The following is a 12,293-nucleotide window of genomic DNA, read 5'->3' on the forward strand; positions in this document are numbered from 1 at the left end:
TGTGAAGAGGTGATCACATGCCCGAGAAGGACATTGTACAAAACTATATTACAGAATTAAAAAGGGGAAATTTGGTTTTGGCGGTACTTGGAAGCTTGAACAAACCTCATTACGGTTACGCTTTGCTGCAGACATTACAAGAGCAGGGAATCGATATTGACGCGAACACCTTGTATCCATTGCTAAGAAGATTAGAAAAGCAGGAATTGCTGGTAAGTGATTGGGATACAACGGAAAGCCGGCCAAGGAAATATTATTCAGTCAGCTCGATGGGGACAGAGGTTAGAGCAAAGTTGTTTGAAGAATGGAAAAAAATGCAAAAAAATCTGATTAAACTATATTCGGAGGGGTGAAAATGGAACATTTGATTGAACGTTATATCAATGCGGTGGTAAAACAATTACCGGAAAAAGACCGTGAAGAGGTAGCAAGGGAACTACAGAGCAATATCTATGACATGCTGTCAGATCAGCCAAATGACGCTGAAATCGAGAAAGTCTTGCGAACAATGGGGGCGCCGAGCAAATTAGCTGAGGAGTATCGTCAAAATCCCCGCTATTTGATCTCTCCTCAAGCCTATGACGAGTATCTGCGGTTATTAAAGCTGTTGGTGCCAATAATCGGAATTCTTACTGCGGTGATTGGCGCGGTAACTGGGGTTGTAGAAGTTTTTCAGCAAGGCAGCCAGCAGGTAGATACCATTCTGCAAGTAATTTTTCAATCAGGTATTCAAAGCGGCGTCTCAGGAGTGCTGCATACACTAGTCTGGACAACCATCGGTTTTGTTATTGCTGAACGAACAGGAGCTTTTAAGAAAAAGCCGGATGATTGGAAATTGGAAGATCTGCCTCCGTTGACAAATGAAAAGGTTATCCCGATTTCAGATCCGGTAGCAGAGATCATAGCAACGCTTGTCTTTAGTGCTATTTTCATTTTTGTATCGTTAAATCTATTTTCTCACGTTTTTAGCGTGTCAGGTGAGGTTAGGACCAATGTACCGTTATTCAGCAATAGTTTTACGCGGCTTTTGATTCCGGTCATGGTCATTGGCGTATTGCTAACAATAATTGTTAATGTCATGAAGCTAATTGATCACCGTTGGACAAATCGAGTGTGCCTTTGGTCAGTCATAGACCATGCAATTTCAGCCAGTATGTGGGTTTTTCTATTGATGCATAACAATATATTTAGTCGCGAATTAGTTGAACTGGTACAAGAACAAGAGTGGTCAACCGGAGACATTCTCCATTATATTTCGACTGGAGATACCGCATCGATTCGTCTGATTATTTGTGTAATCATTGTCGCCGTCTCGATGATTCAAATTATTACGGTCATCTACTACCGAAGCAAACGAAATACAGCACAAGGATATTTCAATCAGGAACGTGCTTCCTAATTGCTAATCGACTCTCGCAACCGTGGGAGTCAATTTTTTGTGTAACTTTCCGATTTAGGAGTATGCTGAAAAGGATAATGAAATCAACAGAAGATAAAAAGAAGATGGGAGAGTATAAAGTGTATGTGGAATGCTGTTAAAAATAATCGACTACTAAGCGTTTCCTTGATATTAGCCATCATCAGCTGCTTGATTGGGCGCTTTTCAGTAGCCTTCATTGACTATAAGGTAATCTTCAGCTTATTTGGTTTAATGCTGTTGATTCAAGGTTTCGAGCAGGTAGGGCTGCTGCGATTCGTCGCGCAAAAATTACTTCACTATTCAAAAAACAGCCGGCAGCTGGTTCAGTTAATGATCCTTCTATCATTGGTTGGTTCGATGTTTTTAACGAATGATGTGGCGATTTTGACCTTGCTGCCGATTTATTTTAAGCTGCTTTCGGTATTGCCGAAATTTAAGGGGCGTTTGCTAGGTAGTGTGTTGATCATCGTGGCGGCAAATCTGGGCAGCAGTTTCTTCCCTTTTGGTAATCCGCAAAATCTATATTTATATGATTACTATCAGGTGCCATTAGTTCAGTTTTTGAGCTGGATGTCTTTGGTTTTACTATTTAGTTTCTTCTCATTATTCCTTTTGACTCTACTGGTAACAAAGGAATCCTTGAAGGAAATCGAGCTGAAAGAGAATCAGTTTGACCGTAGAGAAACGTCTTTATTGATCGGGCTGATGCTAGTGATGATTTTGGTGGTTCTGAATGTCTTGCCTTATCAGTGGGTCATTCCAGTTATCGCTTTGATTATCTGGTTTTATCGACGGGAATTATTTAGTAAAGTGGATTATGGCTTGCTGCTGACCTTTGTCTGTTTTTTCATCATCGTGGGAAATATCGGCGATGCTGAGTTTATCAAACGCTTTTTACAAGCGTTAAGCGGCAAACAAATTTATTTGGCAGGGTTAGGCTTGAGTCAGGTCATTTCCAATGTCCCCGCAGCCTTTTTAATCGCGCCTTTTACTTCGAATCAGCAGGCGGTTATTCTAGGTGTAAATATCGGCGGGTTAGGGACACTATTAGCCTCCTTAGCCAACCTGATCGGCTACAATTTGTTTCGCCTGTATTATCCGAATGAGACGAAGAAGTTCCTTGGTTTATTTAGTGTCGTCAATTTTGGTCTGCTTCTGTTCTTGGGAACGATCTTTTATTTCTTTATCCATTAAAAAGCGCCAAGAATTCCTAAAAATAAGCTAAGTTTCTTATGGGAATTCATCCAAAAATGATGAAAACGCTTTAAATAGTGTTAAGCTAATCCTGTGAGTAATGACTAAGGGGGATTTGTGATGAAAGATAAGACAAAGCTGATTCATGGCTATCATGCGTTCGATGAAGAGACTGGCGCTTCATCCATTCCGATTTACCAATGTTCAACCTTTAAGCAAGCATCTATTAAAGAGGGACAAGCGTATACGTATTCCCGTTTCGGCAATCCAACGAGAACGGCTTTAGAAGAGGCTGTCGCGGCTTTAGAAGAAGGAAAATATGCAACAGCCTTCGCCTCGGGAATGGGCGCGATCTCGGCGGTGCTGTTGAGTTTTAATCAAGGTGATCATCTAGTGATGTGTAAAAGTATTTATGGAGGGACCTTCCAGTTAGTCAATGAAGTGATGAATCGCTTCGGTATTGAAGTGACCTTCGTTGATGAGACTGATCTTACGGAGTGGGAGCATGCGATTCGACCAAACACCCGCGGTCTTTATTTGGAGACTCCTTCGAACCCGTTGCTTTCGGTGACTGATATCGCGGGGGTGGTGGCGCTGGCTAAAGACCATCATTTAGTAACCATCATCGACAATACCTTTATGACACCGCAATTTCAGAAACCATTGGCTTTAGGGGTAGATGTTGTGATCCACAGTGCCACGAAATTCATCAATGGTCACAGCGACGTGGTAGCAGGATTGGTCGTAACAAATGATGAGGAATGGCATATTCAAATCAAGCTGCAGCAAAAAGTTCTAGGCGGCATCTTAGGCGTAGAGGACTGCTGGCTGACCATGCGGGGCTTGAAAACCATGAGTTTGCGGATGGAGCAGAGTGCCCGCAGCGCTGAGAAGATCAGTGAAATGCTGGAAAAGCATCCGGTGGTACAAAAGGTTCATTATCCAGGACTGCCAAGCCATCCAGGATATGAAGTTCATAAACGTCAAGCCACTAGCGGTGGAGCGGTACTGTCTTTTGAGCTGGCGAATCAGGAAGCTGTTTATACGTTTGCGGATGCCTTGCAGCTGCCGATCGCGGCGGTGAGTCTAGGGGGTGTCGAATCCATTCTGTCCTATCCGGTCACTATGAGTCACTCCTGTGTGCCAAAAGAAGAGCGTGACAAACAAGGCGTAACCGAAGGACTGCTGCGGCTGTCTGTAGGAATCGAGGATACCGAGGATTTGATTAAGGATTTAGAGCAGGCTCTTACAAAAGTTCGCTTAACTGTAAAATAAGAGGATAGGAGAGGACAAAAGCTTTTGTCCTCTCCCTTTTTACGAACAAATGGCAACTTCTTTGGGTAGAAGGGGGATTTTTTGAAGGCAATCATTTCTCTCATAAATATCGTCTAGATCTTTTTAGAAAAATCGTTCCCTTAACTTGAAGGATTTCGGTATAATGGTATCATCTCTTAGAGGAAGTGAACGTCATGATTGAGAATCTTTTGCGCCCAGAAGTCTTGCTTTCGAACGTGGTTGTTTGTTTAGCGACTTTTTTAATTACGCGGTGGGCCATAAAACGAAAAGAAAAACCGCAGCAGCGAAAGGAAGTTGTCCAAGTACCAAAGCGGACGGCGGATGGCTGGGCCGTTTTGGAAGCTTCACTGGCTACGCTGCAATCTTATAAAAAAAATCTGAATACATACGGCTACGCCTATTTTCAAGAAACGACCCCGATCGTGGTTAAGCAGTTGAAGGCCGAAGCAGGCAGCTTGATTCCTTCAGAGTCAAATAAAGCCATCCCAGCGTTGCTGGAAGAAAATTATGAGACGTTGGAGGGCTTCCAGCAGCGCGACGTGTCAGATACGAAAAAGCTAGAATTAGAAGTATTGAATCACGTTAATAAAACCATCATTACGTGGCGCAATCTTTTAAAAGAAAGCAGGTGAGAGCGATGACCAAAGCGACGGATACGGAAGTATATCAACTGCTGGAGAAATGGCAGATTCCTTATGAACGAGTGGATCACAAGGCGGTATATACGGTAGCAGAGATTGATTTTTCAATTGATGGAACCGACGTGAAAAATTTATTGATGAAGAGCAAGAAAAGTCATCACTATTATTTTGTGATCTGTCCTGGAGAAAAGCGTTTAGATATCAAAGCACTTGCCAAGGAGTTGGGAGAAAAGCAATTATCTTTTGCTTCAGAAGCAGAACTTTTTGAGCTGCTGGGCTTAGAGCGAGGCTCTGTAACACCATTAGCTTTGCCTCATGATCGAGAGCAGCGAATTACGCTGGTAATCGATGAGGTCATTGATCAATCAGAAAAAATCGGGTTTCATCCCAATACAAATACAGCGACACTGGTGATCGCCTTTCGTGATTTCCAACGATTTTTAGCGAACCTGTCTATCGAACCACACTATTTAACCATTCCGGAAAAACAGCCCGAAGCGTAAGCTTTGAGCTGTTTTTTGCGTAGACAAAAAACTCCCCGCAGAATTATCTGCGGGGAGTGAAGCTGTTTAGCGCATGTGTAAGCGACGACGGATGCCGTCCACTCGTGGACCTAATAATTTGTCGGCCATGCGTGTCTTTAGTGCTAAGATCATGTAGGTGAAGCCGCCAAATGCAGCGACGATTAAAATAATGATCATTGATTGAACCTTTGAATCCGCACTTAAGAATTGTTCACAACCAAATTTCACGACGAAAGCGACTGCCCCCATGATGAGCGACATCACGGTGACCTTAATGATCGATGCCACAGTTTCTCTAAATGGAAACTGTGAGATAACGTGGATGCGGTCTAATAGGAACATGTTTGCGACCAAGAAACCAACAAAGGTTGCGATTAATGGCCCATAGGCTTCAAACAAAAAGGTCAGTGGGAACTGCGCGACGATTTTGACAAAGATCCCGATCGCTAAAAACCAGACGGCCTGCATATTGCCATCCAACCCTTGGAGCATAGTAGAGCAAACCATGAATAATCCCATCATGATCCCCACCACACAGGAAGCGGCTAATAAGTCCGATCCTAATTGATTTGGCCAGTAGAACAGCGTGTTTAAGGGATAAGCCAGAACGAACATTCCGACAGTTGCCGGCATCATGACGAAGAACAGCAATTGGATATTGTTCGTGACTAATTTTGCTAACCCTTGGTGATCTTTTTTCGTAAAGCGTTCTGTGATCAATGGCAGACCAGCGGTTGCCATTGCGGTACCTAGCGCGATGACCACCATTGTTAATTTGTCCGGGTTTGCAGAGATCAAGGCGAATAAATCAGCATTTGTGGCAGCGGAATTATCCGTCACGATCGACATGATTTTTTCAAAGGAGTATTGATCGATCAATTTAAAGATACTGATGGCACTCCCTACGATAATGAACGGAATCGCCTGTTGAATCATCTGTAAAACCAATTGTCGGCCAGAGAAGGTGATCTGATTGTTACTTTCTCTAATAAGCTTGCGAAAGGCGGTTCGTTCCTTCAGCAGTGAGAATAGCAGAACCCCCATTGCAAAGGCTACCCCAATAAAGGCGGCGAAGGTCGAGTGAACCACAGCAGTCTTGTAGCTGCCATTGTTGATCTGCATGATGATGAAAGCCGAAGCCAGCATATAGCAGACCCGAGCGATTTGTTCGATAATTTGCGAAATCGCGTAGGGCTTCATGTTGTTGTTTCCTTGGAAGAAGCCGCGAATCACACTCATAGCAGGGAAAATCAGTAGTACGACGCTTAAAGAGCGCATCACCGGCACCAAATCAGCATTTCCTTGAGAAAGATAAGGGGCGCCCAAAAACATGATGGCGGCACAAATTATCCCGCCGATGGTCATCAGCCGCATCGTATAAAACAGCAGCTTTTTACTTAATCCATATTCATTCATAGAATTATAACGAGCGGTCTGCTTCGCTACCGCCGCTGGAATCCCAGCGGTCGAGATCATCAGGAAGAGGGCATAAACGTTATACCCTTTTGTGTATAAATAATTGGCCTCCAACCCATGAGGCTGCATCCAAGCGATCCATGGAATAACGTAAACCGCTCCTAATAGTCGGGAAAAGATGTTGCCGACGGTCAGCCATGCGGTGCTTTGCACCATTTTTTCTTGTGCCGTAGCTTGTTTTTTAGGTTGCGGCGCGACGGGTTCGGTCGGCTCAACCTCTGTTACTTGAACGGCTTTCTTTTTTCTTTCCTTTTTCGGCGGTGCGACCGCTTCGGTATGATAACGAGCCATCCGCGAGGGTGTTTCCCGGAACTCGTTTTCGTGTGTATTATTATCAGTCATATTAACCAGCTTTCTGCAACAGTATCCATCATATTTTACCTGTTCTTTCTTCTAGTTACAATCCTGTCTTGCAATCTTTAAGAATTAGGGATGAAGGTATTGATATGGCTGGCGAAACTTTCGAGATTGCGGGTTTGAATATATACGGTTCCGCGGCCGTGGAACTCATTTACGACGCCTTCGCCGGTTTTGAAACCAAAGGTGCCTGACGCGACACGAATATTGTAGTCCAACGAACTCGTCCATGCGATGACGTGTTGATTGTCGATGATCACAGGTGCTTGCCCATCCAGATCGATCTTTTCAACGTCGCCAAAGGCCGAAACCAAAATTTGTCCGCTGCCCGTTGTCTCCATGACGAAGAGTCCGCCAGTGCCGCCTAAAAGAGCGCCCGAAAGCTTTTGCCGCTTCATTTGATAATTGACGTTTTCTTCGCTGGCAAGAAAAGCACCGGTGTTTAGGCGCCAATGCTCTGCACCAACATCTAATGCAAAGATTTTTCCTGGAACAGCAGGGGCGATGGCGATCACCGATTCATTTGAATGGGCAGTCGCTGTGCTGATAAAGAAACTTTCACCGCTAGTTACTGAACGGCCTAGAGCGCTTAAGGCGCCGCCGATCCCTTTCTTGCCATTCGTGTTCATTTGTCCTTCCAATTCAATCTCACCAAGCTCATAGACCATCGCACCCGGTTCAATCCGCAGCTTTTCTCCTTTTTGCAGGTGGACCTTCGCGATTGGCGCAAAAGTACTTTTGGATAATTCATAATTCATAGGTAAAGCTCCCTTCCAAAGACATTTGCTAAAATTATATCATTTCCCATATCTTTTCTGTGTTGTTTTGATAAAATTGTTAAAAGGGAAGAATATGGAGGCGTAGGTATGGAAATTTTAGCGTTTGAACAGGTTCAATTTATTCGTCAGCAGAAAGCCCTGCTGCAGGAAATCGATTGGCGGATCGAAGCGGGTGAGGATTGGGCAGTTCTAGGATTAAACGGGGCAGGAAAGAGTCTGATGCTGAACATGATCTCAGGTAATTTGTGGCCATCCAGCGGCAAGCTGACGGTTTTAGGGGAAGTTTTCGGGCGGACCTCGATCCCCGATCTGACGAAACGAATCGGCTGGGTGAGTCAATCGCTGCAGGAGCGTATTCATCGAGAGGAGCAGGCAGAACATATCGTCCTGTCAGGAAAGTTTGCCAGTATTGGTATTTATCAAGAATACACAACAGCTGAATTGGATGAAGCGAAACAGCTGATGGCGTCTTTGGGAGCCAAAAAGCTGATTGGAAAAGTGTATCAGGTGCTATCGCAAGGAGAAAAACAGCTCATTTTGATCGCACGGGCACTGATGGCAAAACCAGAGCTGTTGATTTTAGATGAACCTTGTAATGGATTGGATTTATTTGCGCGAGAGGATCTGTTATCGCGTATCAAAGAAATGAAACGAACGGCGGACGCGCCAAGCCTGCTCTATGTGACGCACCATACGGAAGAGATTCTACCGCTGTTGAATCATGTGTTGATGATTCGTGACGGGAAAATTTTCAAGCAAGGCAAACGAGAAGAACTGCTGCAAGAACAAGTACTGAACGATTTCTATCAACGACCGATCGCTATCCATGAAATGTCCGATGATCGATTGATGGTCATTCCTAAATAGGTAGAGGCTTCTCCTAAGTGGAGGAGCCATTTTTTTGCGGTTGAAATAACGATATAAAAATCGCAGTGGAGATATTATCCTTTTTTTTCTATCTAATTATTGGGATATACAGCCGGATCATTCAGTAAAGTTACTTATAATGTTATTTATAGTGTCTTTAAAATAGAACCTTATACAAGATTTAAGTCCTAATAATACTTGAAATTTATTCGCTTTTAAGATATTTCATTTTATTTTAGAATCTTATTGAATATGTTTTGAATGTTATAATATGTTCGACTATGAGAATGCGAAGAACTGTCGTTTTTATCTATGGAAAGTCAGTAATGGTCAATGTATTTTTGTTAGTGAGACGACGTTAGAATTAAAGCGCCAATCTTTATTTATTTTGATTAATACATTTTTATGTTATTTTGAATTGTTTTGTAGTGGTCGATCTAAAAATAGAAACGTTAATTTAATTGATTTTAACAAGGATTTAAAAGGGGATTTTATATTTTTACAGAAAATACTTTTCTTTTAAAGATGTTATAATAATAGTTGGTATTCAATAGAAGGAGGACGTTTTATGTTTAGAAAAAGTGTTCATTTATTTTCCGTCACGCTCTTAGGGTTGTCCTTAGTGCCAAGCAATGCTTGGGCTGATGAGATAGCGGAGCCCGCTGTGCCTAATGTAACAACTGAATTCATTGAAAGCCCTACCGTAGAAGTAGAGCAGGCTGTTTCAGAGCCAGAGATCGAAGTTAGCGAACCGCAGCCAGAACCAGAGGTCGTTCCTGAGGAGCCTGAAGAGGCAGAACTGATCGAGGAGCCTGTAGCTGTCGAGACGGAGTTGCCGGAACAAGAGAGTGCTCCCAAAGAGGAAGTCGCTTTAGAAGCAACGCCAGAGCCTGAGAAAGAGGCAGTAACTAGCCAAGCAAACATTAGTCAACAGGTAGTAGCTGAACCGGCTGATACCATTCAACAGCCGAGAGCAGCAAGAGCGACGACGCCTGTGCTTAAGGATGATTATGATGGAAAAATCGTCGATCATGAAAAAGCGATCACAGATGAGGACGCGAAGATTACTGCTGAGTATAATTTTATGCCGAAATTTGACAATCTTGATGATATTGTCGTGACTTCAAATGGCGGCTATCTAGAGCGCTCTACGTATTACCTTTTTGATTTGACGACGGAATCGGCGAATTCAATCGCAGTGATTTATAAAAATGTCGGTACTTATAATGGAAAAGTGGTAGATATGAAGGTAACAGTCAAAGATTGGACCGCATTTTCCGGTAGTGTTTATAATCAGCTTTATATTTATAAAGGAAACGGGATATCGATGCATGGTATCAGCGATGTTCGCCTGAATTATTCCTTTATTGATAATGTAACCTCTGCGGCAATGAATGTTTCTGGCTTCTTTAATTTTACAGATATTGACTTGCGGCAAAGCATCGATCTCTTCGATCATAATAATGTTCAGAATTATTATGTGACGAAGGACAATCAGCTTTATTTTAAGTCACACAACGGGTATATCCGTATCGGGGAGATTGATGGAAAAGGGACCTCTGATTTTGACATGGATCATTGGCTGACCTATACGTATAAAAATGTGTCAAACTTTGATGTTCGCTACAATCAAGATTATGAGACAGGCGCAGTGTTTAATTACACCTATCAAGCGCCTATCGTAATAGAAGAAAAGCCGACAAAACCAGTGGAGAAGGAGCCTGAAGAAGTTGAGGAGCCGATAGTTATTGAGGAAACACCGGAAAAAGAAATAGTTGAAAAGGAAGTCGAACTAGCTGTCCCTGTAGTTGCAGAGAAAAAGACAGAAACGATCACTGTTACACCGACTGTCAAAGCTACGGTGAAAGCTGAAAAAGTCGAACCAGTAGAAACACAGGTCGTACAAGCTAAGCCATTAAAGCAAGCAGTATTACCGCAAACCAATGATCAGACAAATACAATCTTTACCATTCTTGGCGGTGCGTGTCTTTTCTTGCTTGGGGCACTTTTCTTAAATAAAAAAAAGGTATAAAAGCAAAGTGGCTGTGACAAAGCTTGTCACAGTCGCTTTTTTTCTCAATTTTTGTTTATAATCAGATAATAAATATAGCTTAAATCGACATAATAATAAAAATATTCTTCTTTATGACAACTAATGTTATAATATATGTTGTTATGTATGATAAAGGAGGTCATTTTATGGCGAAAAAAAGTATTTATTTGTTTTCAACCGTAATTTTAGGTGTTTCACTGGTACCAAATGCTGCTTGGGCGAACGAAACTGCGGAATCAATAGAAAATAACGTGACGACCGAAATTGTCGAAAGCGCGAGTATGAATCAAGTACAACCTGTTGCAGAACCGATCTCTACGCAACCAATCGAGCAAGAGGAAGCCGCTGTGGCAGAAGAGAGTCATCAAGAGGAAACGCCTGTATTAGTTTCAGAAGGACAGGAAATGACTTCAGAAACTACGGATTCAGGAGTAGGCGAGACTTCTCTTGTTTCTACTAGCATAGATGATGTTCCAGTAGAAACGGAACATCAGGAGTCTGTTTCAACAGAGGAACCGACTGTTGAATCCGGGGAATCAGTAGAACCGACTGTCTCCAATCCAGCCGATTACGCGGAACCTGAAACAATCAATGAAGCTGTCAGTACAAAAGCCTCGACGCCACCGTTAAAAAATGATAATGATGGGAAAATCGTGGATCACGACCAAGCCATAACGGACGAAAATACGAAGATTCCTACTGATTATGAGTTTATGCCGAACTTCGCGAATGTGGAGGACATCGTGATCGGCGGGACAAACAATTATACCAGTGACGGCTATTCCTACGTCTTTGACCTTGATTCAGAGCAGCCTAATACGATTACGGTGACCTATAAAAATGTTGGTACCTATAAAGGAAAAACCATTGATATGCGAATTACCGTCAAAGGATGGACGGCTTTGGCAGGAAAACAGGTCCTATATATAAACAAGGACAATGGGATCACCATGAAGGGAATCAGAGATGTTCTTTTGAATTATGCCTTTCTTGATAACTTGAACGCAAATCCGGTAAATGTCTCTGGCTTTTTTAACTTTACAGATATTGATTTTGAGCAAAGTATCGATCTCTTCAACAACAATAATATTCAAAATTTTTATGTTACGAAAAACAATCAGCTCTACTATAAGGTGCATAATGATTACATTAAAATCGGTGAAATTAACAATCAGAATACCAATCATTACGACATGCGCTATTGGCTGACTTATACGTATAAGAACGTATCAAATTTCGATGTTCGGTACAATCAAGACTACGAGACAGACGCGGTCTTCAATTATTCCTTTAAGCTGCCCTTTGCGATGGGGGGGATTTCAGATGGGGTCGATCCGACGATTCCCATTGATGTAGAAATGCCGGATGAGGAGAAGCAAACGGAAAGTACCCAAAGTAATACGACTGGAACCTTCTCCTCGTCTGTCATCATTGAGAATGCAGAGGGGACAGACTGGTCGGTTCAGGCAAGCGTTCCGTCGACTGCTCCAGATCAAATGACAACAGTGCAGACCAAACAAGCGGAGCTGCCAAAAACCAATGAACAAACCAGTTCAATTTTGACGATTATCGGGGGTGCCTGCGTCTTCCTGTTTACAGCACTCTTTCTAAATAAGAAAAAAATCTAAGCAAAAAAAGAAGTGGACACAAACGTATTGTGCCACTTCTTTTTTCATAGAAACGAAC

The 12,293-nt window shown here is 42.6% G+C and carries 11 protein-coding genes; 9 read left to right on the forward strand and 2 right to left on the reverse strand.

The genetic code is table 11. The features are described 5' to 3' along the window. Positions 1–17: 17 nt before the first annotated feature. From IGI50_RS17370 to IGI50_RS17395, 6 genes are all read left to right on the forward strand, one after another. Complete coding sequence (locus IGI50_RS17370) at positions 18–353, forward strand: PadR family transcriptional regulator (protein WP_218257577.1); 336 nt, start codon at positions 18–20, stop codon at positions 351–353. A 2-nt stretch (positions 354–355) separates the two neighbouring features. Beyond that, entirely contained in the window at positions 356–1,399 is a 1,044-nt protein-coding gene (locus tag IGI50_RS17375) for an HAAS signaling domain-containing protein (RefSeq protein WP_438777889.1), read from the forward strand. A 123-nt stretch (positions 1,400–1,522) separates the two neighbouring features. After that, positions 1,523–2,614 carry an SLC13 family permease gene (locus IGI50_RS17380; protein WP_438777890.1) on the forward strand — a complete coding sequence of 364 codons (1,092 nt, stop codon included), beginning with the start codon at positions 1,523–1,525 and terminating at the stop codon, positions 2,612–2,614. A 120-nt stretch (positions 2,615–2,734) separates the two neighbouring features. Beyond that, positions 2,735–3,889, forward strand: a complete 1,155-nt coding sequence (locus IGI50_RS17385) for a trans-sulfuration enzyme family protein (protein WP_438777891.1) — start codon at positions 2,735–2,737, stop codon at positions 3,887–3,889. 194 nt (positions 3,890–4,083) lie between these two features. Next, entirely contained in the window at positions 4,084–4,542 is a 459-nt protein-coding gene (locus tag IGI50_RS17390) for a hypothetical protein (protein ID WP_438777892.1), read from the forward strand. 5 nt (positions 4,543–4,547) lie between these two features. Further along, positions 4,548–5,054 carry a prolyl-tRNA synthetase associated domain-containing protein gene (locus tag IGI50_RS17395; RefSeq protein ID WP_438777894.1) on the forward strand — a complete coding sequence of 169 codons (507 nt, stop codon included), beginning with the start codon at positions 4,548–4,550 and terminating at the stop codon, positions 5,052–5,054. Positions 5,055–5,120: 66 nt separating this feature from the next. Here IGI50_RS17395 and IGI50_RS17400 read toward each other — a convergent pair whose 3' ends face one another. Continuing rightward, on the reverse strand, positions 5,121–6,893 hold the full coding sequence (locus IGI50_RS17400) for a putative polysaccharide biosynthesis protein (protein ID WP_438777896.1): 1,773 nt from the start codon (positions 6,891–6,893) through the stop codon (positions 5,121–5,123). A 77-nt stretch (positions 6,894–6,970) separates the two neighbouring features. Further along, the gene (locus IGI50_RS17405) at positions 6,971–7,666 is read right to left on the reverse strand and encodes a TIGR00266 family protein (protein ID WP_438777897.1); all 696 of its coding nucleotides are present in this window, start codon (positions 7,664–7,666) and stop codon (positions 6,971–6,973) included. A gap of 108 nt (positions 7,667–7,774) precedes the next feature. Here IGI50_RS17405 and IGI50_RS17410 point away from each other — a divergent pair, with 108 nt between their 5' ends. The 3 genes from IGI50_RS17410 to IGI50_RS17420 all read left to right on the forward strand — a co-directional run bounded on the left by IGI50_RS17410 (position 7,775) and on the right by IGI50_RS17420 (position 12,235). Then, complete coding sequence (locus tag IGI50_RS17410) at positions 7,775–8,554, forward strand: ABC transporter ATP-binding protein (RefSeq protein WP_438777898.1); 780 nt, start codon at positions 7,775–7,777, stop codon at positions 8,552–8,554. A gap of 568 nt (positions 8,555–9,122) precedes the next feature. Further along, positions 9,123–10,586, forward strand: a complete 1,464-nt coding sequence (locus IGI50_RS17415; RefSeq protein ID WP_438777899.1) for an LPXTG cell wall anchor domain-containing protein — start codon at positions 9,123–9,125, stop codon at positions 10,584–10,586. A gap of 167 nt (positions 10,587–10,753) precedes the next feature. Beyond that, entirely contained in the window at positions 10,754–12,235 is a 1,482-nt protein-coding gene (locus IGI50_RS17420) for an LPXTG cell wall anchor domain-containing protein (RefSeq protein WP_438777900.1), read from the forward strand. The last annotated feature ends 58 nt before the right edge of the window (positions 12,236–12,293 follow it).

This window comes from Enterococcus sp. DIV0170, from assembly GCF_051710765.1.
In the GTDB taxonomy this organism is placed as follows: domain Bacteria; phylum Bacillota; class Bacilli; order Lactobacillales; family Enterococcaceae; genus Enterococcus_A; species Enterococcus_A raffinosus.

What these genes read in the sequence shown, in the direction of transcription:
- IGI50_RS17370 (WP_218257577.1), top strand. Translation starts at nt 18, where the DNA reads ATGCCCGAGAAGGACATTGTACAAAACTATATTACAGAATTAAAAAGG.
- IGI50_RS17375 (WP_438777889.1), top strand. Translation starts at nt 356, where the DNA reads ATGGAACATTTGATTGAACGTTATATCAATGCGGTGGTAAAACAATTA.
- IGI50_RS17380 (WP_438777890.1), top strand. Translation starts at nt 1,523, where the DNA reads ATGTGGAATGCTGTTAAAAATAATCGACTACTAAGCGTTTCCTTGATA.
- IGI50_RS17385 (WP_438777891.1), top strand. Translation starts at nt 2,735, where the DNA reads ATGAAAGATAAGACAAAGCTGATTCATGGCTATCATGCGTTCGATGAA.
- IGI50_RS17390 (WP_438777892.1), top strand. Translation starts at nt 4,084, where the DNA reads ATGATTGAGAATCTTTTGCGCCCAGAAGTCTTGCTTTCGAACGTGGTT.
- IGI50_RS17395 (WP_438777894.1), top strand. Translation starts at nt 4,548, where the DNA reads ATGACCAAAGCGACGGATACGGAAGTATATCAACTGCTGGAGAAATGG.
- IGI50_RS17400 (WP_438777896.1), bottom strand. Translation starts at nt 6,893, where the DNA reads ATGACTGATAATAATACACACGAAAACGAGTTCCGGGAAACACCCTCG.
- IGI50_RS17405 (WP_438777897.1), bottom strand. Translation starts at nt 7,666, where the DNA reads ATGAATTATGAATTATCCAAAAGTACTTTTGCGCCAATCGCGAAGGTC.
- IGI50_RS17410 (WP_438777898.1), top strand. Translation starts at nt 7,775, where the DNA reads ATGGAAATTTTAGCGTTTGAACAGGTTCAATTTATTCGTCAGCAGAAA.
- IGI50_RS17415 (WP_438777899.1), top strand. Translation starts at nt 9,123, where the DNA reads ATGTTTAGAAAAAGTGTTCATTTATTTTCCGTCACGCTCTTAGGGTTG.
- IGI50_RS17420 (WP_438777900.1), top strand. Translation starts at nt 10,754, where the DNA reads ATGGCGAAAAAAAGTATTTATTTGTTTTCAACCGTAATTTTAGGTGTT.